Raw genomic sequence first — 23,859 nt, 5'->3', positions numbered from 1 at the left:
TTGAGCGAAGAAAATACGAATACCTACGACTCAACGAGCATTAAAGTGCTGAAAGGCCTGGATGCCGTACGCAAACGTCCCGGTATGTACATTGGTGACACCGACGATGGTAGCGGTCTGCACCACATGGTCTTCGAGGTAGTCGACAACTCCATCGATGAAGCGCTCGCTGGCCACTGCGACGACATCAGCATCATCATCCACCCGGACGAATCCATCACCGTTCGCGACAACGGTCGTGGTATCCCGGTAGATGTGCACAAAGAAGAAGGCGTCTCGGCAGCCGAGGTCATCATGACCGTGCTGCACGCCGGCGGTAAGTTCGACGACAACTCCTACAAAGTATCCGGCGGTTTGCACGGTGTAGGTGTGTCGGTGGTGAACGCCCTGTCCGAAGAGCTGGTCTTGACCGTTCGCCGCAGCGGCAAGATCTGGGAACAGACCTACATTCATGGTGTTCCAAAAGAACCGATGAAAATCGTCGGTGAGAGTGAAAGCACCGGCACCCAGATCCACTTCAAACCGTCCGACCTGACGTTCAAGAACATCCACTTCAGCTGGGACATCCTGGCCAAGCGGATTCGTGAACTGTCCTTCCTCAACTCCGGTGTCGGCATCGTCCTCAAGGATGAGCGCAGCGGTAAGGAAGAGCTGTTCAAGTACGAAGGTGGCCTGCGTGCGTTCGTTGAATACCTGAACACCAACAAGACCCCGGTCAACCAGGTGTTCCACTTCAACGTCCAGCGCGAAGACGGCATCGGCGTGGAAATCGCCTTGCAGTGGAACGACAGCTTCAACGAGAACCTGTTGTGCTTCACCAACAACATTCCACAGCGCGATGGCGGTACTCACTTGGTGGGTTTCCGTTCCGCGCTGACGCGTAACCTGAACACCTATATCGAAGCCGAAGGTCTGGCGAAGAAGCACAAAGTCGCGACCACCGGTGACGATGCCCGTGAAGGCCTGACCGCGATCATCTCGGTAAAAGTGCCGGATCCGAAGTTCAGCTCCCAGACTAAAGACAAGCTGGTTTCTTCCGAAGTGAAGACCGCGGTCGAACAGGAAATGGGCAAGTACTTCTCCGACTTCCTGTTGGAAAACCCGAACGAAGCCAAGCTGGTCGTCGGCAAGATGATCGATGCGGCTCGCGCTCGTGAAGCGGCGCGTAAAGCCCGTGAGATGACCCGTCGTAAAGGCGCGCTGGATATCGCCGGTCTGCCGGGCAAACTGGCTGACTGCCAGGAAAAAGACCCTGCCCTTTCCGAACTGTACCTTGTGGAAGGTGACTCTGCTGGCGGCTCCGCCAAGCAGGGACGCAACCGTCGGACCCAAGCCATTCTGCCTCTCAAGGGCAAGATCCTGAACGTCGAGAAGGCGCGCTTCGACAAGATGATCTCTTCGCAAGAAGTGGGCACCTTGATCACCGCGCTGGGCTGTGGCATTGGCCGCGATGAGTACAACATCGCGAAGCTGCGTTACCACAACATCATCATCATGACCGATGCTGACGTCGACGGTTCGCACATCCGTACCCTGCTGCTGACCTTCTTCTTCCGTCAGTTGCCGGAGCTGATCGAGCGCGGCTACATCTACATCGCCCAGCCACCGCTGTACAAGGTCAAGAAAGGCAAGCAAGAGCAATACATCAAAGACGACGACGCCATGGAAGAGTACATGACGCAATCGGCCCTGGAAGATGCGAGCCTGCACCTGAACGAAGAAGCCCCGGGTATTTCCGGAGCCGCCCTCGAGCGCCTGGTGAATGACTTCCGTCTGGTAATGAAGACGCTCAAGCGTTTGTCGCGCCTGTACCCACAAGAGCTGACCGAGCACTTCATCTACCTTCCTGCCGTTAGCCTGGAGCAATTGTCCGATCACGCTGCGATGCAGGATTGGATGGCCCAGTACGAAGTTCGTCTGCGCACCGTCGAGAAGTCCGGCCTGGTTTACAAAGCCAGCCTGCGTGAAGACCGTGAACGTAACGTCTGGCTGCCTGAGGTCGAACTGATCTCCCACGGCTTGTCGAACTACGTCACCTTCAACCGCGACTTCTTCGGCAGCAACGATTACAAGACTGTTGTTTCTCTGGGTGCGCAACTGAGCACCTTGCTGGACGACGGCGCGTATATCCAGCGTGGCGAGCGTAAGAAGCCGGTCACCGAGTTCAAGGAAGCCCTTGAATGGCTGATGGCCGAAAGCACCAAGCGTCACACCATCCAGCGATACAAAGGTCTGGGTGAGATGAACCCGGATCAGCTGTGGGAAACCACCATGGACCCAGCACAGCGCCGGATGCTCAAAGTGACCATCGAAGACGCCATTGGCGCGGACCAGATCTTCAACACCCTGATGGGTGATGCGGTCGAGCCTCGTCGTGACTTCATCGAAAGCAACGCCTTGGCGGTTTCCAACCTGGACTTCTGATCCAGCGAACCTGCCAAACGAAAAAGGCCAACGCTCAGCGTTGGCCTTTTTTATTGCTGCGATTCTGTGAAAGCAGGTCCCACGTGCCCTTTGTGCGAAGCCTGAAACCCAGCAGCCTCCGGGCATAAAAAAACCGGCTATATCAGCCGGTTTTTTTGCGCCCGAAAAAAACTTATGCACCATTTCCGGCGTTTTATGTGTTTAGGAAATATGTATATAAATCATAAGCTTAAAAACAAAAAACGCTACTTTTCGACAAAACGGTACACAGGTTATCCACAGAATCTCAGACAGCAACCTGATCGTTGGCGGAGGGGGCCGCAGGGGCTGCTGGCAGCGAGCCCATTTCCCGTTGCATCTGCTCGTTCCAGCTCTGCACGCGGTCATTCAGATCGGCAATGGCGCGCGGCCCACTACCCACGGCGTACATAGGCTCACCGATGATCACGGTAATGACGCCCTGCTTCTTCGCCCAACCGGTTTTCGGCCAGAACTTGCCAGCATTGTGCACAATCGGCAGCACTGGAAGTGCGGCGTTGACGGCTAAAGCGGTACCACCGCGAGAGAACTTTCCGATGGTGCCGTAAGGAACGCGCGTTCCCTCTGGGAAGATCAGGACCCAGACGCCATCCTTCAGCAGTTCATCGCCCTTCTTCGCCACATGCTTGAGCGCGGCTTTCGGATTGTCGCGGTCAATGGCGATCGGTCGCAGCATGGCCATGGCCCAGCCGAAGAACGGCACAAACAGTAATGAGCGCTTGAGCACTTGGCTCAACGGCTCGAAGTAGGCCGATAGAAAGAACGTCTCCCATGTGCTCTGGTGGTTCGACTGAATCACGCAGGGCTGGTCGGGCACGTTCTCGGCGCCTTTCACTTCGTAGCTGATACCCAGAAAGACTTTGCTCAGCCACAAGGCGCAGCGGCACCAGTAGACATTGATGAAGCGATAGCGCGCCTTGAATGGCAAAAACGGCGCGATGAAAAAGCTCAGGCTGCACCAGAGCAAAGAGCTGGTGCCCAGCAGCAGGTAAAAGAGGAAGGTTCTGATGGCCTGGAGTATCGACATGGCGACGTTTACCGTGCGGGCTCTGCCCGTCTATATAAAGCGCAATCCCGAACAATCCTTGGTCAGGAGTCTCGAAAGCGCTCTAATTGTGGATAAGTTCTGCGGCAATCGCCGCTAGATCGTCAAAAATCAGGGTGCCCACCGGCAGGGTCTTGCCCAAGGTTATTTCGCCTTTCCCGGTCTTTACCAAAACTGGCTGAGAATCGACGGCTTTGGCGGCCTCCAGGTCACCAAGGGTATCGCCGACGAACCAAAGATTGGTCAGCGATACGTTGTAATGCGCGGCGATGGTTTTCAACATCCCGGGTTTCGGTTTGCGGCAATCGCAGCCATCGTCCGGCCCGTGCGGGCAATAGACGATCAGCCCGACTTCACCGCCCTGCTCCGCCACCAACGAGCGCAAGCGCTCGTGCATGGCGTCCAGGGTGGCGATGTCGTAATAGCCGCGAGCGATGCCCGACTGGTTGGTAGCCACCGCTACCGTCCAGCCGGCCTTGCTCAACTGCGCAATGGCTTCGATCGAACCCGGGAGCGGAATCCACTCCTCCACCGACTTGATGTAAGCGTCGGAGTCGTAATTGATCACCCCGTCCCGATCGAGAATCAGCAGTTTCAACAGCAGCCCCTCAACCCAGCAGCGAAATGTCGGCGACGCCCAGGAACAGTCCACGCAGGCGCGCCAGCAGTGCATAACGGTTGGCGCGAACCTTGGCATCTTCCGCGTTCACCATCACCGCTTCGAAGAACGCATCCACCGGCTCGCGCAAGGCAGCCAGACGTGCCAGCGATTCGCTGTACTGACGCGCCGCAGCCATCGGCTGGACAGCCTGGTCAGCTTGCTGGATCGCCGAGTACAGGGAGAACTCGTTGGCGTTGTCGAAGTACTTGGCTTCAACGACCGAAGGAACAGAGCCTTCGACCTTGCTCAGCAAATTCGAAACGCGCTTGTTCACCGCGGCCAGGGCAGCGGCTTCCGGCAACTTGCGGAACGCCTCGACCGCTTGTACGCGTTGATCGAAGTCCAGCGCCGAACCCGGCTTCAGGGCACGCACCGACAGGTACGTCCCGACATCCACGCCTTCGTCTTCGTAACGGGCACGCAGACGGTCGAAGATGAACTCCAGCACCGAGTCGTTGAGGCCGGCAACCTTGACCTTGGTACCGAACGCATTCACGGCGAAAGCCACGGCGTCGTTCAGGTCGAGGTCGAGCTTCTTGTCGATCAGGATGCGCAACACGCCCAGTGCAGCACGACGCAGGGCATACGGGTCTTTGCTGCCGGTTGGCAGCATGCCGATGCCGAAAATGCCCACCAGCGTGTCGAGCTTGTCCGCGATGGCCACGGCCGCACCGGTCAGGGTGGTCGGCAGTTCCGCACCGGCACCGCGCGGCATGTATTGCTCGTTCAGTGCCAGTGCAACTTCTTCCGGCTCGCCGTCGTTGAGGGCGTAGTAGTAACCGGCGACACCTTGCATCTCCGGGAACTCACCGACCATCTCGGTCGCCAGGTCGCACTTGGACAGCAGGCCTGCACGGGAAGCCCACGCGGCGTTGCCGCCAATGCGTTGGGCGATGAACGCAGCGAGTTTGGAAACGCGCTCGGCCTTGTCATAGACGCTGCCGAGTTTTTCCTGGAACACCACGTTCTGCAGGCGCAGGTTGAAGTCTTCGAGTTTCTGCTTCTTGTCTTGCTTGAAGAAGAACTCGGCGTCGGTCAGGCGTGGTCGAACCACTTTCTCGTTACCGGCGATGATCTGCTGCGGGTCTTTGCTTTCGATGTTGGCCACGGTAATGAAACGTGGCAGCAACTTGCCGTCGGCATCCAGCAGGCAGAAATACTTCTGGTTGTCCTGCATGGTAGTGATCAGGGCTTCTTGCGGCACGTCGAGGAAACGTTCTTCGAACGAGCACACCAGCGGCACCGGCCATTCAACCAGCGCGGTCACTTCGTCGAGCAGCGCTGGCGGAACGATTGCAGTACCTTCCTGCATCGTTGCCAGCTCTTCGACGCGTTTGCTGATCAGTTCGCGGCGCTCGTTGGCGTCGGCGAGTACGTAAGCGCCACGCAGGTCGGCCAGGTAGTTGGCCGGCGAGGTGATGCGCACGCTTTCCGGGTGATGGAAGCGGTGACCACGGGAATCGCGACCCGCCTTCTGGGCGAGGATGGTGCAATCGATGATCTGGTCACCGAGCAGCATCACCAGCCACTGGGTCGGACGAACGAATTCTTCCTTGCGAGCACCCCAGCGCATGCGCTTGGGAATCGGCAGGTCGTTCAGGGAATCTTCGACGATGGTTGGCAGCAGGCTCGCGGTCGGTTTGCCGGCGATGCTTTGGCTGTAACGCAGTTTCGGACCGCTTTGATCGATTTCGCTCAGGTCGACGCCACACTTTTTGGCGAAGCCCAGGGCCGCTTGAGTCGGGTTGCCTTCGGCATCGAACGCGGCCTGCCGTGGCGGGCCGTCAAGGTTGATGCTGCGATCCGGCTGCTGAGTCGCCAGATCGGTGATCAGCACCGCCAGACGACGTGGCGCGGCGTAGACGGTTTTGGTCTCGTAGTTCAGGCCCGCGGCTTGCAGGCCCTTGTCGATACCGGCCAGGAACGCGTCGGCCAGGATGTTCAGGGCTTTGGGTGGCAGTTCTTCGGTGCCCAGTTCAACCAGAAAATCTTGAGCACTCATTGTGCAGCCTCCAGCTTAGCCAACACTTCGTCACGCAGGTCCGGGGTCGCCATCGGGAAGCCCAGCTTGGCGCGAGCCAGCAGGTAGGCTTGCGCAACGGAACGCGCCAGGGTGCGGACACGCAGAATGTATTGCTGACGCGCGGTCACCGAGATCGCCCGGCGCGCATCCAGCAGGTTGAAGGTGTGGGAGGCCTTCAACACCATTTCGTAGCTCGGCAACGGCAGCGGCTGGTCGAGTTCGATCAGGCGCTTGGCTTCGCTTTCGTAGAAATCGAACAGTTCGAACAGCTTCTCGACGTTGGCGTGTTCGAAGTTATAGGTCGACTGCTCCACTTCGTTCTGGTGGAACACGTCGCCGTAGGTCACCTTGCCGAACGGACCGTCAGCCCAGACCAGGTCGTAGACCGAGTCCACGCCTTGCAGGTACATGGCCAGGCGCTCCAGACCGTAAGTGATCTCGCCGGTCACCGGGTAGCACTCGATGCCGCCCGCTTGCTGGAAGTAAGTGAACTGCGTCACTTCCATGCCGTTGAGCCAGACTTCCCAGCCCAGACCCCAGGCGCCGAGGGTCGGCGATTCCCAGTTGTCTTCAACGAAGCGAATGTCGTGGACCAGCGGGTCCAGACCGACATGCTTGAGGGAGCCCAGGTACAGTTCCTGGAAGTTGTCCGGGTTCGGCTTCAGCACGACCTGGAACTGGTAGTAGTGCTGCAGACGGTTCGGGTTTTCACCGTAGCGGCCGTCAGTCGGGCGACGACTGGGCTGCACATAAGCGGCGTTCCAGGTTTCCGGGCCAATGGCGCGCAGAAACGTGGCAGTGTGGAAAGTCCCGGCGCCTACTTCCATATCGTAGGGCTGAAGTACCACACAACCTTGCTCGGCCCAGTATTGCTGGAGGGCGAGGATCAAGTCTTGGAAGGTACGCACGGCTGGCGTAGGCTGGCTCACGAAATTCACCTGTTTCTTGGGCTGCGATTTAAAGAGCGGGAGTATACCCGATTCGGTCCTGCGCACGCCCCCTGGAGCCTTATGCCACGCTGCTTTTGGTGTTCCGAAGATCCGCTGTACATGGCTTATCACGATCAGGAGTGGGGTACGCCGCTACGCGATGCGCAGGGTTTGTTCGAGTTGCTTTTGCTCGAAGGGTTCCAGGCCGGCCTTTCCTGGATCACCGTGCTGCGTAAACGTGAGCACTATCGTCAGGTGATGTTCGGTTTCGACGTACAGCGCGTGGCGCAGATGAGCGACGCTGAAATTGATGAATTGATGCTCGATCCGGGCATCATTCGCAATCGCCTGAAACTCAATGCGGCCCGGCGCAATGCCCAGGCCTGGCTGGCGCTGGAGGATCCGGTAGAGTTTCTCTGGTCTTTCGTCGACGGCAAGCCTGTGATCAATCATTTCAGGGATCGCAGCGAAGTGCCGGCCGTGACGCCGACCGCCGTGGAGATGAGCAAAGGCCTGAAAAAGGCCGGCTTCACGTTCGTCGGCCCGACTATTTGTTACGCGCTGATGCAGGCCTCGGGCATGGTCATGGACCACACCCAGGATTGCGATCGCTACGCGATGCTGGCGCACGGCGGTTAGAATAGCCGCCTCGCGCACAGCACAAGATCAGGAGTGACCTGTGGATAAGTTTAAAGGCGCCTTGCTGGTAGGCGCTCTGCGGCTGTTTGCCCTGCTTCCGTGGCGGGCAGTGCAGGCAGTGGGCTCGGCCATCGGCTGGTTCATGTGGAAAACCCCCAACCGTTCCCGCGATGTCGTGCGGATCAACCTCGCCAAGTGTTTCCCCGACATGGATGCGGCTGAACGGGAGCGACTGGTAGGTCAGAGCCTTAAAGACATCGGCAAGTCCCTGACCGAAAGCGCCTGCGCCTGGATCTGGCCGGCCCAGCGCTCCATCGACCTGGTGCGTGAAGTCGAAGGTCTTGACGTATTAAAGGACGCCCTCGCCTCCGGCAAAGGTGTCGTCGGCATCACCAGTCACTTGGGCAACTGGGAAGTGTTGAACCACTTCTATTGCAGCCAGTGCAAACCGATCATTTTCTATCGCCCGCCAAAGTTGAAGGCGGTGGATGATTTGCTGCGCAAGCAGCGGGTGCAATTGGGCAACCGGGTGGCCGCCTCCACCAAGGAAGGCATCCTCAGCGTCATCAAGGAAGTGCGCAAAGGTGGTGCAGTGGGCATTCCCGCTGACCCGGAACCGGCCGAATCCGCCGGGATCTTCGTACCGTTCTTCGCCACCCAGGCCCTGACCAGCAAGTTCGTACCGAACATGCTCGCCGGTGGCAAAGCGGTCGGCGTGTTCCTGCATGCGCTACGTCTGCCGGACGGTTCGGGTTACAAAGTGATCCTCGAAGCCGCGCCAGAGGCCATGTACAGCACCGATACCGAGACGTCCTGTGCGGCCATGAGCCAGGTGGTCGAGCGCTATGTGCGGGCATATCCGAGCCAGTACATGTGGAGCATGAAGCGCTTCAAGAAGCGTCCGCCGGGCGAAGAACGCTGGTACTGAGTTGATTGGCATGATCTGTGGATAACCTAGGGGCCAGGGTTATCCACAACCGTTCAATAAAGGGCGCAGAAGATGTCCGAACACCGCAAATCGTTTCGCATCAAGATCAGTCACCACAGCTTCGGCGAATGCCTGGGTCAGACGCGTAACCTTTCGACGACAGGCGTCTACGTCAAGCATCAGGGCTTGTCGGCGTTGCCCAAGGGCGCGGTGGTGTACGGTCAGGTGCAAGACTTACCCACAGGCGCCCCGCGGGTGCGTATGGAAGTGGTGCAGGTGGATGCCGAGGGCATCGGCCTGCGATACCTCTGATCAGTGGGCCTGACGCTCAAGTTTCTTCAGAAACACCGTCATTTCCTTTTCGGCCTGCTTGTCGCCATGGGCGCGAGCGGCTTCCAGGCCCTGTTCCCACGCCTGTCGTGCGGATGCGAAATCCTTCAGCCCCAGATGGGCCTTGCCCAATAGCTTCCAGGCCGCTGAATACTTCGGATCGAATTCGACGCAACGCTGGAAATGCTCGGCAGCCTTGGCGTTTTCCCCAAGATCCAAATAACCCTTGCCCAGGCCGAAGCGCAGCAATGAGTTATCCACACCCTTGGCGAGCATCTTTTCCAGGGATTCGAGCATCTATCGCACCTCATTTGGACAGAGCGAGATCAGAAGAAGCTGAGTCCCACATGGAACAGCTTTTCCACATCCCGAATATGCTTTTTATCCACAAGGAACAGAATCACATGGTCGCCGGCCGCGATCACGGTGTCGTCGTGGGCAATGATCACCTCTTCGTCGCGGATGATTGCGCCAATGGTGGTGCCCGGCGGCAGGCCAATGTTCTCAATGGCCTTGCCGATGACCTTACTCGACTTTTCATCACCGTGGGCAATCGCCTCGATGGCTTCCGCCGCGCCCCGGCGCAAAGAGTGCACGCTGACGATATCGCCGCGACGCACGTGCGCCAGCAAAGTGCCGATGGTTGCCAATTGCGGGCTGATGGCGATGTCGATGTCGCCGCCCTGGATCAGGTCGACGTACGCCGGGTTGTTGATGATGGTCATCACCTTCTTCGCACCCAGGCGCTTGGCCAGCAGCGACGACATGATGTTGGCTTCATCGTCGTTGGTCAGGGCCAGGAAAAGGTCGGCGTCGGCGATGTTCTCTTCCATCAGCAAGTCGCGGTCGGAGGCACTGCCCTGCAACACCACGGTGCTGTCGAGGGTGTCCGAAAGATGACGGCAGCGCGCCGGGTTCATCTCGATGATCTTCACTTGGTAACGGCTTTCGATGGCCTCGGCCAGACGCTCACCGATCTGCCCGCCGCCGGCGATGACGATGCGTTTGTAGCTCTCATCGAGGCGGCGCATTTCGCTCATCACCGCGCGAATATTCGCCTTGGCGGCGATGAAAAAGACTTCGTCGTCTGCCTCGATCACCGTATCGCCCTGCGGCAGGATCGGCCGATCACGACGGAAAATCGCCGCCACACGGGTTTCGACATTCGGCATGTGCTCACGCAACTGTCGCAGTTGCTGGCCCACCAGCGGGCCGCCGTAGTAAGCCTTCACCGCCACCAATTGGGCTTTGCCTTCGGCGAAGTCGATCACCTGCAAGGCGCCCGGATGCTGGATCAGGCGCTTGATGTAATGGGTGACCACTTGCTCCGGGCTGATCAGCACATCCACCGGAATCGCTTCGTTGTCGAACAGCTCGGAGCGAGTCAGGTAGGCTGCTTCACGCACCCGTGCGATTTTGGTCGGCGTGTGGAACAGGGTGTGGGCAACCTGGCAGGCAACCATGTTGGTTTCATCGCTGTTGGTCACCGCCACCAGCATGTCGGCGTCGTCCGCGCCGGCCTGGCGCAGCACCGTCGGCAGTGAGCCACGGCCCTGCACAGTGCGGATGTCCAGCCGATCGCCGAGGTCGCGCAGGCGTTCGCCGTCCGTGTCGACGACGGTGATGTCGTTGGCCTCGCTGGCCAAGTGTTCTGCCAGCGAACCGCCGACCTGCCCTGCGCCGAGGATGATGATTTTCATCCAGTCACTCCCTTAAACCCATTAACCGCGCGCGGCGGCGATCTTGATCAGCTTGGCGTAGTAGAACCCGTCGTGGCCGCCGTCCTGGGCCAGCAATTGGCGACCGTGAGGCTGCTTGATACCGGCTTGAGTGGCGAGGTCCAGTTCACGGGCGCCCGGCGTGCGAGCGAGGAAGGCCTCAATGACTTCGGTGTTCTCGGTCGGCAGCGTGGAGCAGGTGGCGTAAAGCAGAATTCCACCGACTTCCAAAGTTATCCACATGGCGTCGAGCAGCTCACCTTGAAGTACCGCCAGAGCAGCGATGTCGTCCGGTTGGCGAGTCAGCTTGATGTCGGGATGACGACGGATGACGCCGGTGGCCGAGCACGGCGCGTCCAGCAGAATGCGCTGGAACGGTTTGCCATCCCACCAGGTGGCGGTGTCGCGGCCGTCGGCGGCGATCAGTTCGGCGCTCAGGCCCAGGCGTGCGAGGTTTTCCCGCACACGCACCAGACGCTTGGCTTCCAGGTCCACCGCCACCACGCCGGCGAGTGCCGGCTCGGCTTCAAGGATGTGGCAGGTCTTGCCGCCCGGTGCGCAGCAGGCGTCCAGCACCCGTTGGCCCGGTGCCAGGTCGAGCAGATCGGCGGCCAGTTGCGCGGCTTCGTCCTGCACGCTGATCCAGCCTTCGGCAAAACCCGGCAGGCTGCGCACGTCGGCAGCGGCTTCGAGAATGATGCCGTCCTGACTGTAAACACACGGCGTGGCGGCGATGCCGGCGTCGGTCAGCAACCCGAGATAAGCATCGCGGCTGTGATGACGACGGTTGACGCGCAGGATCATCGGCGGATGCGCGTTGTTCGCTGCACAAATGGCTTCCCACTGCTCAGGCCAGAAAGCCTTCAGGGATTTTTGCAGCCAGCGCGGGTGGGCAGTGCGCACCACCGGATCGTGTTCCAGCTCGGCCAGCAGCGCTTCGCTTTCACGCTGGGCGCGGCGCAACACGGCGTTGAGCAAGGCCTTGGCCCAGGGCTTTTTCAGCTTGTCGGCGCAACCCACGGTTTCACCGATGGCGGCATGGGCCGGAACCCGGGTGTAGAGCAACTGGTAGAGACCGACCAGCAACAGCGCTTCGACATCGGCGTCGGCTGCCTTGAACGGCTTCTGCAGCAACTTGGCCGCCAGCGCCGACAAACGCGGCTGCCAGCGAGCGGTGCCGAACGCCAGGTCTTGGGTGAAGCCGCGGTCGCGATCTTCAACCTTGTCCATCTGCGTCGGCAGGGAACTGTTGAGTGAGGCTTTTCCGTTAAGAACAGCAGCAAGTGCCTTGGCGGCGGCCAGACGTGGATTCATTGAGCGTCCGCCGCTTGACCGAGGACGGTGCCGACGGCGAATTTCTCACGACGGCTGTTGAACAAGTCGCTGAAGTTCAGCGCCTTGCCGCCGGGCAATTGCAGACGAGTCAGACACAAGGCTTGCTCGCCGCAGGCGACGATCAAACCCTCCTTGCTGGCGCTGAGGATTTCACCTGGAGCGCCCTTCCCTTCGGCGAGGCTCGCAGCCAGCACCTTCAATGCTTCGCCATTCAGCGTGCTGTGGCAGATCGGCCATGGGTTGAAGGCGCGTGCCAGACGTTCCAGCTCAACCGCCGGGCGGCTCCAGGCGATGCGCGCTTCGTCCTTGTTCAATTTGTGCGCGTAGGTGGCGAGGCTGTCGTCCTGCACGTCGCCTTCCAGCGTTCCGGCAGCGAGCCCGGCAATCGCCCGAATCACCGCCGGAGGGCCCATTTCGGCCAGACGGTCGTGGAGGCTGCCGCCGGTGTCTTCACCGGTGATCGGTGTGGTGACTTTCAGCAACATCGGCCCGGTGTCGAGGCCCAGTTCCATACGCATCACGGTCACACCGCTTTCGCTGTCGCCCGCTTCGACGGCGCGCTGGATCGGCGCCGCACCGCGCCAGCGTGGCAGCAAGGAGGCGTGGCTGTTGATGCAACCCAGGCGCGGAATATCCAGCACGACTTGCGGCAGGATCAGGCCGTAGGCGACCACCACCAGCAAGTCCGGCTTGAGTGCGGCCAGTTCAGCCTGAGCGTCTTCGTTGCGCAGGGTTGGCGGTTGCAGTACCGGGATGTTGTTTTCCAGGGCCAACTGCTTGACCGGGCTTGGCATCAACTTTTGCCCGCGACCCGCCGGACGGTCCGGTTGGGTGTAGACCGCGACCATCTCGTAAGGGCTGTCGAGCAGGGCCTTGAGGTGTTCGGCGGCGAATTCCGGGGTGCCGGCAAAGACGATGCGCAATGGCTCAGTCATTCAAAAGGTCTCGCAAAAGAAAAAGGCTTGCCGCAGCAAGCCTTTGAAAGGAGCGCATCAAGCGTTCTGGCGATGGAGCTTTTCCAGTTTCTTCTTGATTCGGTCGCGTTTGAGATTGGACAGGTAGTCGACGAACAATTTGCCATTCAGGTGGTCGCATTCATGCTGGATGCACACTGCGAGCAAGCCTTCGGCGATCAGTTCGTAAGGCTGGCCGTCGCGGTCCAGGGCCTTGATTTTGACCTTCTGTGGGCGATCGACGTTTTCATAGAAGCCCGGCACCGAGAGGCAGCCTTCCTGATATTGCTCCATCTCGTCGGTCAGGGTTTCGAACTCGGGGTTGATGAACACCCGTGGTTCGCTGCGGTCTTCGGAGAGGTCCATCACGACGATACGTTTGTGCACGTTGACCTGGGTCGCGGCGAGGCCGATGCCTGGCGCTTCATACATTGTTTCAAACATGTCATCGACCAACTGACGCACTTCGTCGTCCACTACGGCCACAGGTTTGGCGATAGTGCGCAGGCGCGAGTCGGGGAATTCGAGGATGTCTAAAATGGCCATAAGCTTAATTGCTGCACGTTTGAGGTAATGTCGGGTCGATGGCCTGGCGGGTCCGAAGATGCAGGCTACCGTTGTAAAACGTAGCTTCCTTCTCTTTTTGGTAAAGAGTCGGGAGCGAGCCACGAGGGCTCTGGCGTTCTACGCGAATGCACATAATAAAGGGATTCACCGCATGAGGAAATCACTACTCGCCTTGCTCCTTCTGGCCTCGGCCGGTTTGGCGCACGGGCAAGTGCAACTCAAGGAAGGTTTTCCACAGCAATACACTGTGGTATCGGGTGACACACTCTGGGACATCTCGGGGAAATTCCTTCGTGAACCGTGGAAATGGCCGGAACTCTGGCAAGCCAATCCACAGATCGAAAACCCCAATCTGATTTACCCCGGCGACTCGCTGTCGCTGGTCTACGTCAACGGGCAACCACGTCTGACCCTCAATCGCGGCGCTTCCCGGGGCACCATCAAGCTGTCGCCACGCATCCGCAGCAGCCCGGTTGCCGATGCGATCCCAAGCATTCCGCTGCAGTCGATCAACAGCTTTCTGCTGAGCAACCGCATCGTCGACACGGTCGAGGACTTCGACAAGGCGCCTTATATCGTCGCCGGCGATGCCGAACGCGTGCTCAGTGGCACCGGTGATCGAATCTTCGCTCGCGGCCACTTCGATCCGGCTCAGCCGGTTTACGGCATCTTCCGTCAGGGCAAGGTCTACACCGATCCTGTAAGTAAAGAATTTTTGGGGATCAATGCCGACGACATCGGCGGTGGCGAGATTGTGGCCACCGAGGGCGATGTCGCCACCCTGGCGCTGCAACGCACGACCCAGGAAGTTCGCCTCGGCGACCGCTTGTTCAGCGGTGAAGAGCGATCGATAAACTCGACCTTCATGCCCAGTGCGCCAAAAACCGAGATCAACGGGTTGATTATCGACGTGCCGCGCGGGGTTACCCAAATTGGCGCGCTGGATGTGGTCACGCTGAACAAGGGCCATCGCGATGGCTTGGCCGAAGGCAACGTGTTGGTGGTGATGAAAACCGGCGAGACCGTGCGTGACCGGATCACCGGTCAGCCACTGAAAATCCCGGATGAACGCGCCGGTCTGCTGATGGTTTTCCGCACCTATGACAAGCTCAGCTACGGGCTGGTGCTCAACGCATCACGCTCCCTGGCGGTACTGGACAAGGTGCGAAATCCTTAACAGGCTCTACAAGTTACCAACAGAGTTATCCACAGCTTATTCCCGTTTGAACGGGGCTCATAACGATCAAGGATGATCCATGTCGCTGTCTGCTTTTGCACCGGTTTCCCCTGCGGAACTGGAAGCTCGTTTACGTTTGCATCGCCTGCCGGAACTCGGTCCTGCGCGTTTCAAGAAATTGCTTGAGGCCTTCGGCTCGGCGTCCAAGGCTATCAGCGCGCCGGCCAGTGCCTGGCGTTCACTGGGTTTGCCCCTCGCTTGCGCGGAGGCCAGGCGCTCCAGTGAAATCCGTGATGGCGCGGGCCACGCATTGGCCTGGTTAGAGCGTCCGGGCCAGTATTTACTGATGTGGGACCAACCTGACTACCCGGCACTGCTGGCGGAAATCAGTGATGCGCCGCCGCTGTTATTCGTGGCAGGCGATCCCGGCATTCTGGAAAAACCGCAACTGGCGATGGTCGGCAGCCGTCGCGCTTCGCGGCCAGGCATAGACACCGCCGCCGCCTTTTCCCGCAGTCTGGCCGGCGCCGGTTTTGTCATTACCAGCGGTCTGGCGCTGGGCATCGACGCCGCCGCGCATCAAGCCGCTTTGGACGTGGGCGGGCGAACGGTCGGTGTACTTGGCACGGGTCTTGAAAAGTTTTATCCACAGCGCAATCGAAGGCTGGCAGACGCCATGATCGCCTCAGGCAGCGCAGTGCTTTCGGAGTTCCCGCTGGACGCCGGGCCGACCGCCAGTAACTTCCCCCGGCGCAATCGAATCATCAGCGGTTTATCCCTGGGCGTGCTGGTGGTCGAGGCGAGTGTCGCCAGCGGATCACTGATCACTGCGAGGCTGGCGGCGGAACAAGGACGCGAGGTGTATGCGATCCCTGGCTCGATCCATCATCCCGGTGCTCGCGGTTGCCATCAGTTGATCCGCGATGGCGCGGTGCTGGTAGAAACCATCGAGCATATCCTCGACGCCTTGCGTGGCTGGCAACAGTTGCCGTTATCCACAGAGACACCCTCGATTGCGGCGACTCATCCCTTGCTCATGCTGCTTCACGCGGCGCCCCACACCAGTGAGGCGTTGTCCGTCACCAGCGGCTGGACCTTGCCGAAAGTGCTGGCAGCGCTGACGGAACTGGAAATGGACGGCCGTGCGGTCTGCGAAAGCGGGCGCTGGTTTGCGCGGGTGAGCTAGGTTTTATAAGGAAGATCGGTAAACTGCGCAGAGCCTTATTCCGGAGAGTTTTTCATGGTCAACAGTTGGCGTGTGCAACAAGCCGCACGAGCCATTCGCGCAGGCGCGGTGATTGCCTATCCAACCGAAGCGGTCTGGGGCCTGGGTTGCGACCCGTGGGACGAAGAGGCGGTCTATCGTCTGCTGGCGATCAAGGGGCGGTCAGTGGAAAAAGGGTTGATTCTGGTAGCCGACAACATTCGCCAGTTCGACTTCCTCTTCGAAGACTTTCCTGAATTGTGGATGGATCGCATGGCCAGCACCTGGCCAGGGCCGAACACCTGGCTGGTGCCGCATCAGAATATGTTGCCCCAATGGATTACCGGCGTGCATGAAACGGTGGCGCTGCGGGTCAGCGATCATCCGCAGGTGCGGGATTTGTGTGCGTTGGTCGGGCCGCTGGTGTCGACCTCGGCCAATCCACAGGGCCAGCCGGCGGCGCGCACACGGATTCGCGTGGAGCAGTATTTCCGTGGGCAGGTTGATTTGGTGCTGGGCGGGAATCTGGGTGGGCGCAAGAACCCGAGCGTTATCCGAGACCTGGCAACCGGGCATGTCGTGCGCCCGGATTAAGACCGCGTCATCGTTCATCGTCGGAACGCCGCCCGGACCAAGCTCGCTCCCACAGGAGATCTTCAGTGAACACAGAATTTGTGTTCGACAACGATCCACTGTGGGAGCGAGCTTGGTCTGGGCGGCGTTCCGACGATGGCGTCCGTCAAGGCAACAGAACAGTCGAACCCGTCGTACGCCGCGCCGACAACTCGGTCTGCGCCTTCGCTGCTTGGGCCAATGGATACTTCTGGCTGATGTCCACTTTCAGCTTGCCGCTGATGATCATCTCGAACAGGTCATCCGCCATACGCTGCAGGTTTTCGGCATTGTTGGCGTAAGTCGCGAGCGTAGGCCGTGTCACGTACAGCGAACCCTTTGCCGACAGAATTCCCAGGTTCACCCCGTCTACCGCGCCCGACGCATTGCCGAAGCTCACCACCAGACCGCGAGGCGCCGCGCTATCTAGCGAAGTCAGCCAAGTGTCCTTGCCGACGCCGTCGTACACCACCGGGACTTTTTTCCCGTCAGTCAATTCCAGTACGCGCTGTGCGACGTTTTCATGGCTGTAGTCGATGGTTGCCCAAGCGCCGTTGGCCTTGGCCAATGCGGCTTTCTCCGGTGAGCTGACCGTACCGATCAACTTCACGCCCAAGGCCTTGGCCCATTGGCAAGCCAGGGAGCCGACACCACCGGCCGCGGCGTGAAACAGGATGGTTTCGCCACCCTTGAGCTCATAAGTCTGACGCAGCAGGTACTGCACGGTCAGGCCCTTGAGCATTACGCCGGCGGCCTGTTCGAAGCTGATCGCGTCCGGCAGGTGCACCAGATTGGCCTCCGGCAACACGTGAACGTCGCTGTAGGCGCCCAACGGACCGCTGCCATACGCCACGCGATCACCGACCTTGAACCGGGTGACTTCACTGCCCACGGCCTCGACCACGCCCGCGCCTTCCGAGCCCAGGCCCGATGGCAGGGCTGGCGGCGCATAGAGACCGCTGCGGAAATAGGTGTCGATGAAATTCAGGCCGATGGCCTTGTTGGTGACGCGAACCTGCTGCGGGCCGGGCTCGGCGGGTTGGTAGTCAACATACTCGAGCACCTCGGGGCCGCCATGGGCGCGGAACTGGATACGCTTGGCCATCAGAACTCTCCTTAGGTCTTAGCTACTAGGGTTGTAGCGCGAAGCTCCCTATCGGACTCCTATGCTTGATCTTCGTCAACTGCGGCAGGTCCATCTGCGATGTTATGCTACGCGCCCATTTGCGCCGGCCCCCGCTCCGATGGAGCGCCGCGTAGTTTTGCCCGATTCAAGGTGATGACATGACGACCCGCACCGAGGCCGTAAAAGCCTACCTGCTCGACCTGCAAGACCGCATTTGCGCGGCCCTCGAAGCTGAAGACGGCGGCACGCAGTTCGTCGAAGACGCCTGGACCCGGCCTGCCGGTGGTGGCGGTCGCACCCGAGTGATCGAAAACGGCGCGGTCATCGAAAAGGGCGGCGTCAACTTTTCCCACGTTTTCGGCAGCGGTCTCCCACCGTCCGCCAGCGCTCATCGGCCAGAACTGGCCGGCCGTGGCTTCGAAGCCCTTGGCGTCTCTTTGGTGATTCACCCGCATAACCCACATGTGCCGACGTCCCACGCCAACGTGCGCTTTTTCATCGCTGAAAAAGAAGGCGAAGAACCGGTCTGGTGGTTCGGCGGCGGCTTCGACCTGACCCCTTATTACGGCAATGAAGAAGACTGCGTGCACTGGCACCGCGTTGCCGAGCAGGCCTGCGCGCCGTTCGGTCCGGATGTTTACTCGCGCTACAAGGCCTGGTGCGACAGCTACTTCCACATCAAGCATCGCCACGAGCCGCGCGGCATCGGCGGGCTGTTTTTCGATGACTTGAACGAGTGGGACTTCGACACCAGCTTCGCCTTCATGCGTGCCATCGGTGATGCGTTCATCGACGCCTACCTGCCGATCGTGCAGCGCCGCAAAAATGATGCGTGTACCGCCAAACAGCGTGAATTCCAGGAATTCCGCCGTGGGCGCTATGTCGAGTTCAATCTGGTCTACGATCGCGGCACGCTGTTCGGTTTGCAATCGGGTGGGCGTACCGAGTCGATCCTGATGTCCCTGCCGCCGCAAGTACGCTGGGGTTACGACTGGAAAGCCGAGCCGGGCAGCGAAGAAGCGCGCCTGACCGAGTACTTCCTGCAAGACCGCGATTGGTTGGCCAAGGCCTGAACGAGGAATCCTGATGGACCGTTATGTCGTTTTCGGTAACCCGATTGGCCACAGCAAATCGCCGCTGATCCACCGTCTGTTCGCCGAGCAGACGGCTCAAAAACTGGACTACAGCACGTTACTGGCGCCACTCGACGATTTTTCTACGTGCGCCCGGACGTTTTTCCTCGAAGGGCGCGGGGCGAATGTGACGGTACCGTTCAAGGAGGAGGCCTATCGTCTGGCGAACAGTCTGACGGCGCGGGCGCAACGCGCCGGTGCGGTGAACACCCTGAGCAAACTCGCTGATGGCAGCCTGCTGGGCGACAACACCGATGGCGCCGGACTGGTGCGGGACCTGACGGTCAACGCCGGTTTCAGCCTCAAAGGCAAACGCATCCTGCTGCTCGGTGCCGGCGGCGCGGTGCGCGGTGCGCTGGAGCCGTTGCTGGCCGAGCAACCCGCCTCGGTAATTATCGCCAACCGCACGGTGGAAAAAGCCGAACTGTTGGCGGAATTGTTCGCGGACCTGGGGCCGGTGTCGGCCAGCGGTTTCGATTGGTTGAAGGAGTCGGTGGACCTGATCATCAACGCGACATCCGCCAGTCTGTCAGGGGAAGTACCGCCGATTGCCAGCAGTTTGATCGAGCCGGGCAAAACGGTGTGCTACGACATGATGTACGGCAAGGAGCCGACCTCATTCTGCCGTTGGGCCAGTGAACAGGGCGCGGCGGTGTCGATGGATGGCTTGGGGATGCTCGCCGAACAAGCGGCAGAAGCGTTCTTCCTGTGGCGTGGTGTGCGCCCAGACACGGCGCCGGTGCTGGCCGAGTTGCGTCGGCAACTCGCGCTTTAATCCTCAAACCGGATCGGGCATTTCTCCGCGCCTTCAAGCTTGCGCAACTCTTCCACCACCTGCGGCCGCGCGCGCCGCAGGGTCAGGCTGCGATCCTGGCGCAATAGCCGCCGCGCTTCCTGGTGCAGCATCTCCACGCCTGAATAGTCGATGAAGTTGATCTGCTGCGCTTCGATCACCACGCGCGCGCCGTGCATCCGTTGCAGGCGAACTTGCAGGTAATGGCTGGCGCCGAAAAAGATCGAACCGCCAACCCGCAGAATGTCTTCATCCCCTTCTCGCCAATGCTGAACTCGCGGTTGCGAGGTGCGTTTGAGGTAGAAGAACAGCGAAGCCAGGACCCCGGCGTAGATCGCGGTCTGCAATTCCAGTAGCAGCGTGGCGACACAGGTCAGCGCCATGACCAGGAACTCGGCGCGGCTGACCCGCAACAACGCGCGAATGCCGCGATGATCCACCAGACCCCAGGCGATCAACAAAATGCTGCCGGCCATGGCCGGGATCGGAATGTGTGCGATCAAATTCGCGCCGAAGATGGCGAACAGCGCCACCCACACCGCCGAAAAAACACCGGCCATCGGCGAGCAGGCACCCGCTTCGTAGCTCAGGCCCGAGCGGGTGAAGGAACCGGCTGACAGCGATCCGGAAAAAAACGCACCGACCATGTTCGATAAACCCTGGGCGCGGACCTCTTGGTTGGCGTCGAGCAACTGCTGGGAGCGGGCCGACAAGGATCGGGCAATCGACAGACTGGTGACCAGCCCGAGCATACCCACTGCCACCGCGCTCGGCAGCAAGCGCAGAATCAGGTCAAGATCCAGCGGCATCGGGCTGAAGGGCGGCAGTCGGCCAACAAATGCGCTGACCAACTTCACATGGCCGAACATCGATGGCCAGAGCCAGACCAGCAATCCGCTCAGCATCAGAGTGATCAACAGCGTCGGCCAACGTGGCAGGAGCCCTTTCAAGATAACGCCCACGACGACCGTCGCCAGGCCCAGTATTAACGAAGGTTTATCCACTTCGCCGAGATGACTGAACAGCATCATCAAGCTGTTCAGCGCTGTTGCCTGGTTGGGCAAGTCCAGCCCCAACAAATTCGGCAGTTGACCGATGGCAATCACCACCCCCGCGCCGAGGGTGAAACCCAGCACCACCGAGTGCGAGACGAAATTCACCAAGGCGCCGAAGCGCAGCAAACCGAGCAGCCACTGGAAAATGCCGGCAAGCAGCGTCAGTAACAGGATCAGGGTGACGTAGTCCTCTGACGCAGGAACGGCCAGAGGACTGACGCTGGCGTACAAGACGATAGAAATCGCCGCCGTAGGACCGCAGATCAAGTGCCACGAAGAACCCCAGAGACAGGCGATCAGCACCGGGATAATCGCAGCATATAGACCGTATTCAGGTGGGAGACCGGCGATCAGCGCGTAGGCAATGGATTGCGGCAGCGCGAGAATCGCGCCGCTGAGGCCGACAATCAGGTCACGACCGACACTGGCGCGGGGTTGCCGAGGCATCCAGCTGAGGAAGGGGAAGAGCGAATGGCGGCTTGGAAAGGCCATGGGTCCTCTCGGGTGGGGTTTTGGCGCAAGAGTAGCAGGACAGACACCTGTGGGAGCGTGCTTGCTCGCGATGTGGGCCTGTCAGTCACTCTAATGTTGAATGACACGCCGCTATCGCGAGCAAGCTCGCTCCCACAGGGTTCAGAGTTTGGCTTTTACTGCCGGTAACGCATCCTTCCCATCCACTGTCTTCACCCCATCCAGCCACTTATCCAGCACAGCCGGATTAGCCTTGATCCAAGCCTTGGCCGCATCAGCATTGCTGACCTTCTTGTTCACCACCTCGGCCATGATGCTGTTCTCCATTTCCTGGGTGAAATTCAGGTTGGTGAGCAGTTTGCCGACGTTCGGACAGGCCTGTGCATAACCTTTGCGGGTCAGGGTGTGGACGCTGCCGGTGTCGCCGAAGTACTTTTCGCCGCCCTTGAGGTAGTGCATTTTCAGTTGCACGTTCATCGGGTGCGGGGTCCAGCCGAGGAAGGTCACGAACTTCTGTTTTTTCACCGCGCGAGACACTTCGGCCAACATGGCCTGCTCGCTGGACTCGACCAGTTTCCACTGGCCCATGTCGAAGTCGTTCTTCTTGATGATTTCCTGCAAGGAGATGTTGGCGGGGGCGCCGGAGCCGATGCCGTAGATCTTCTTGTCGAACTTGTCGGCGTATTTGTTCAGGTCGGAAAAGTTATGCACACCCGCGTCCCAGACGTAATCCGGGACGGCGAGCGTGAATTCGGTGCCATCCAGGTTCTTCGCCAATTGAGTGACGTCACCCGTGGCGACGAACTTGTCGTAGAAACCCTGCTGTGCCGGCATCCAGTTACCCAGAAACACGTCGACCTGGCCATCTTTCAAGCCGCCAAAGGTGATCGGCACCGCCAGCGTGTCGACCTTGGCCTTGTAGCCCATGCCGTCCAGCAGAAACCCGGTGATGGCGTTAGTCGCGGCAATGTCGCTCCAGCCGGGGTCGGCCATTTTTACTGTCTCGCAACTCTGATCGGCATACGCCGATGCACTGCCCAGAGCCAGAAGCCCGACCGTCACTGCTGTGGATAACCTACGCATGGCATTCCCCTTAACATTATTGGTTTTGGCAGGGTTGTGGATAACGTGCTTTACGCTCCAGATCATCGAGGTCGATGTGGTTGCGCATGTACTGCTGACTGGCGTCCACCAGCGGCTGGTGATCCCAGCTCTTCAGCTTGCCGATGGTTAACGCATCGGCGACAAAACGTCGGCGCCGTTGGCTGGCGAGCACTTGTTGGTGGATCGCCGGGATATCCCATTTAGCCCGGGCTTCGGTGAGAAATTCATCGAAAAGTGGCCGATGTTGCGGCGATTGGCTGAGTTCTTCCAGTTCGCGCGGGTCGTTGTGTACATCGAAGAGTAGGCAAGGGTCGTCTTCGCTGTAGATGAATTTGTAGGCGCCGCGACGAATCATCATCAACGGGCTGATGGTGCCTTCAGCCATGTATTCGCCAAAGACCTCGTCATGACCGCCCCGCCCTTGCAGGTGCGAGACCAGTGAGCGGCCATCCAGCGGCAGTCCTGGCTCCAGCGAACCGCCGGCCAGTTCCACAAAGGTCGGCAACAGATCGGCAGTGGAGACAGCCGCGCCGACCCGGCCAGCCCCGAATTGCCCCGGCGCACTGATTAACAGCGGCACGCGGGCGGCCATTTCGTACCAATGCATTTTGTACCAGAGCCCACGCTCGCCGAGCATGTCGCCGTGGTCGCCGGAGAACACGATGATGGTGTCGTCGATCAGGCCGGTTTCCTCGAGTGTTTGCAGGAGTTTGCCGACGTTGCTGTCGATATAGCTGCACGCACCGAAGTATGCGCGGCGCGCATCGCGAATCTTATCCACAGGCAGCGGTTTGTCCCACAGGTCGTAAACCTTGAGCAAACGCTGGGAGTGCGGATCAAGTTCGGCCTGCGCCGGGGTTTCGGGCAATGGGATGTCGGCGTCGTCGTACATGTCCCAGAAGGCCTTGGGAATGGTGTACGGGTCATGTGGGTGAGTCATCGAAACGGTGAGGCAGAACGGCTGATCGCCATCCTCGCGGATGTGATCGAACAAATACTGTTGGGCCTTGAACACCACCTCTTCATCGAAATCCAGCTGATTGGTACGTACGCACGGCCCGGCTTGCAGCACCGAAGACATATTGTGAAACCAGGTTGGACGCACCTCTGGCTCGTCCCAGTTCACAGACCAGCCGTAATCGGCCGGGTAGATGTCGCTGGTCAGGCGTTCTTCATAGCCGTGCAACTGATCCGGGCCACAGAAATGCATCTTGCCCGACAGCGCGGTGCGGTAGCCGAGTCGACGCAGGTAGTGGGCATAAGTCGGTACATCGGCGGGGAAATCGGCCGCGTTGTCGTAGGCGCCGATCTTGCTCGGCAACTGACCGCTGACCAGGGTAAAACGCGACGGCGCGCACAGCGGGCTGTTGCAATAAGCGGCGTCGAACACCACGCCTTCGGCGGCGAGGCGGCTGAGATTCGGCAGTTTGATGGGCGAAGGGCCGTAGAACGGCAACATTGGCGCGGCCATCTGATCGGCCATGATGAAAAGAATATTCTTGCGCTTCATGTGATCGCGGCATTCCATAGTGAATATTTATGCGAGAGTGCTGCGATCGAGGATGTAGCCCATGCAGTTTGTGGTAAAGCCCA

The 23,859-nt window shown here is 59.8% G+C and carries 22 protein-coding genes; 9 read left to right on the top strand and 13 right to left on the bottom strand.

What is annotated here, in order from left to right; genetic code table 11:
- Positions 1-2,424: a DNA topoisomerase (ATP-hydrolyzing) subunit B gene (gyrB, locus tag MO767_RS03250; protein WP_282479395.1), complete on the top strand. Its 2,424-nt coding sequence runs from the start codon at positions 1-3 to the stop codon at positions 2,422-2,424.
- Between the two features lie 286 nt (positions 2,425-2,710).
- On the opposite strand, the gene MO767_RS03245 is transcribed toward gyrB, so the two are convergent.
- From MO767_RS03245 to glyQ, 4 genes are all read right to left on the bottom strand, one after another.
- Positions 2,711-3,490 (bottom strand): lysophospholipid acyltransferase family protein, encoded by a 780-nt coding sequence (locus MO767_RS03245; RefSeq protein ID WP_282479394.1) that lies wholly within the window; start codon positions 3,488-3,490, stop codon positions 2,711-2,713.
- An 82-nt stretch (positions 3,491-3,572) separates the two neighbouring features.
- Positions 3,573-4,112 carry a D-glycero-beta-D-manno-heptose 1,7-bisphosphate 7-phosphatase gene (gene gmhB, locus MO767_RS03240; RefSeq protein WP_282479614.1) on the bottom strand — a complete coding sequence of 180 codons (540 nt, stop codon included), beginning with the start codon at positions 4,110-4,112 and terminating at the stop codon, positions 3,573-3,575.
- Between the two features lie 4 nt (positions 4,113-4,116).
- Positions 4,117-6,171: a glycine--tRNA ligase subunit beta gene (gene glyS / locus MO767_RS03235; protein WP_282479393.1), complete on the bottom strand. Its 2,055-nt coding sequence runs from the start codon at positions 6,169-6,171 to the stop codon at positions 4,117-4,119.
- A complete protein-coding gene (gene glyQ, locus MO767_RS03230) occupies positions 6,168-7,121 on the bottom strand; it encodes a glycine--tRNA ligase subunit alpha (protein WP_003213601.1) in 954 nt (317 codons plus the stop codon). The genes glyS and glyQ overlap by 4 nt, the downstream gene beginning before the upstream one ends.
- A gap of 81 nt (positions 7,122-7,202) precedes the next feature.
- On the opposite strand from glyQ, the gene tag reads away from it, so the two are divergent.
- From tag to MO767_RS03215, 3 genes are all read left to right on the top strand, one after another.
- Positions 7,203-7,760, top strand: a complete 558-nt coding sequence (gene tag, locus MO767_RS03225) for a DNA-3-methyladenine glycosylase I (protein WP_282479392.1) — start codon at positions 7,203-7,205, stop codon at positions 7,758-7,760.
- Between the two features lie 40 nt (positions 7,761-7,800).
- The gene (locus MO767_RS03220) at positions 7,801-8,688 is read left to right on the top strand and encodes a lysophospholipid acyltransferase (RefSeq protein WP_282479391.1); all 888 of its coding nucleotides are present in this window, start codon (positions 7,801-7,803) and stop codon (positions 8,686-8,688) included.
- Between the two features lie 72 nt (positions 8,689-8,760).
- On the top strand, positions 8,761-9,000 hold the full coding sequence (locus tag MO767_RS03215) for a PilZ domain-containing protein (RefSeq protein ID WP_282479390.1): 240 nt from the start codon (positions 8,761-8,763) through the stop codon (positions 8,998-9,000).
- Here the strand turns inward: MO767_RS03215 and MO767_RS03210 are convergent, their stop codons facing one another.
- Genes MO767_RS03210 through def form a run of 5 tightly spaced genes read right to left on the bottom strand, consistent with a single transcriptional unit; the run spans position 9,001 to position 13,570 of the window.
- Positions 9,001-9,315, bottom strand: a complete 315-nt coding sequence (locus MO767_RS03210) for a tetratricopeptide repeat protein (protein ID WP_223431361.1) — start codon at positions 9,313-9,315, stop codon at positions 9,001-9,003.
- Positions 9,316-9,344: 29 nt separating this feature from the next.
- Positions 9,345-10,718, bottom strand: a complete 1,374-nt coding sequence (gene trkA, locus MO767_RS03205) for a Trk system potassium transporter TrkA (RefSeq protein ID WP_282479389.1) — start codon at positions 10,716-10,718, stop codon at positions 9,345-9,347.
- Between the two features lie 21 nt (positions 10,719-10,739).
- Complete coding sequence (gene rsmB, locus MO767_RS03200) at positions 10,740-12,050, bottom strand: 16S rRNA (cytosine(967)-C(5))-methyltransferase RsmB (protein ID WP_282479388.1); 1,311 nt, start codon at positions 12,048-12,050, stop codon at positions 10,740-10,742.
- On the bottom strand, positions 12,047-13,006 hold the full coding sequence (gene fmt / locus MO767_RS03195; protein ID WP_282479387.1) for a methionyl-tRNA formyltransferase: 960 nt from the start codon (positions 13,004-13,006) through the stop codon (positions 12,047-12,049). The genes rsmB and fmt overlap by 4 nt, the downstream gene beginning before the upstream one ends.
- Positions 13,007-13,063: 57 nt before the next feature.
- Positions 13,064-13,570, bottom strand: a complete 507-nt coding sequence (gene def, locus MO767_RS03190; protein ID WP_046056612.1) for a peptide deformylase — start codon at positions 13,568-13,570, stop codon at positions 13,064-13,066.
- A 172-nt stretch (positions 13,571-13,742) separates the two neighbouring features.
- Here def and MO767_RS03185 point away from each other — a divergent pair, with 172 nt between their 5' ends.
- The 3 genes from MO767_RS03185 (at position 13,743) to MO767_RS03175 (ending at position 16,566) form a co-directional block, all read left to right on the top strand.
- Positions 13,743-14,768, top strand: a complete 1,026-nt coding sequence (locus tag MO767_RS03185; RefSeq protein WP_129439727.1) for a LysM domain-containing protein — start codon at positions 13,743-13,745, stop codon at positions 14,766-14,768.
- 79 nt (positions 14,769-14,847) lie between these two features.
- Positions 14,848-15,954 carry a DNA-processing protein DprA gene (gene dprA / locus MO767_RS03180; RefSeq protein ID WP_282479386.1) on the top strand — a complete coding sequence of 369 codons (1,107 nt, stop codon included), beginning with the start codon at positions 14,848-14,850 and terminating at the stop codon, positions 15,952-15,954.
- 54 nt (positions 15,955-16,008) lie between these two features.
- Positions 16,009-16,566, top strand: a complete 558-nt coding sequence (locus MO767_RS03175; protein WP_282479385.1) for an L-threonylcarbamoyladenylate synthase — start codon at positions 16,009-16,011, stop codon at positions 16,564-16,566.
- Between the two features lie 145 nt (positions 16,567-16,711).
- Here the strand turns inward: MO767_RS03175 and MO767_RS03170 are convergent, their stop codons facing one another.
- Positions 16,712-17,689, bottom strand: coding sequence for an NADPH:quinone reductase (locus tag MO767_RS03170; RefSeq protein ID WP_282479384.1), 978 nt, complete (start codon positions 17,687-17,689; stop codon positions 16,712-16,714).
- 179 nt (positions 17,690-17,868) lie between these two features.
- On the opposite strand from MO767_RS03170, the gene hemF reads away from it, so the two are divergent.
- Both hemF and aroE read left to right on the top strand, forming a co-directional pair.
- Entirely contained in the window at positions 17,869-18,783 is a 915-nt protein-coding gene (gene hemF / locus MO767_RS03165; RefSeq protein ID WP_282479383.1) for an oxygen-dependent coproporphyrinogen oxidase, read from the top strand.
- Between the two features lie 13 nt (positions 18,784-18,796).
- Positions 18,797-19,618, top strand: coding sequence for a shikimate dehydrogenase (gene aroE, locus MO767_RS03160; protein WP_282479382.1), 822 nt, complete (start codon positions 18,797-18,799; stop codon positions 19,616-19,618).
- On the opposite strand, the gene MO767_RS03155 is transcribed toward aroE, so the two are convergent.
- From MO767_RS03155 to betC, 3 genes are all read right to left on the bottom strand, one after another.
- A complete protein-coding gene (locus MO767_RS03155; protein ID WP_282479381.1) occupies positions 19,615-21,183 on the bottom strand; it encodes a SulP family inorganic anion transporter in 1,569 nt (522 codons plus the stop codon). The genes aroE and MO767_RS03155 overlap by 4 nt on opposite strands.
- A gap of 141 nt (positions 21,184-21,324) precedes the next feature.
- Entirely contained in the window at positions 21,325-22,245 is a 921-nt protein-coding gene (choX, locus tag MO767_RS03150; protein WP_282479380.1) for a choline ABC transporter substrate-binding protein, read from the bottom strand.
- Between the two features lie 16 nt (positions 22,246-22,261).
- A complete protein-coding gene (gene betC, locus MO767_RS03145; RefSeq protein ID WP_282479379.1) occupies positions 22,262-23,776 on the bottom strand; it encodes a choline-sulfatase in 1,515 nt (504 codons plus the stop codon).
- Positions 23,777-23,859 lie beyond the last annotated feature (83 nt).

This window comes from Pseudomonas sp. UYIF39, assembly GCF_029963765.1.
GTDB lineage: Bacteria > Pseudomonadota > Gammaproteobacteria > Pseudomonadales > Pseudomonadaceae > Aquipseudomonas.
The sequence above is the reverse complement of the archived record's forward strand: the minus strand, read 5'-3'. Positions and strand labels throughout refer to the sequence as shown.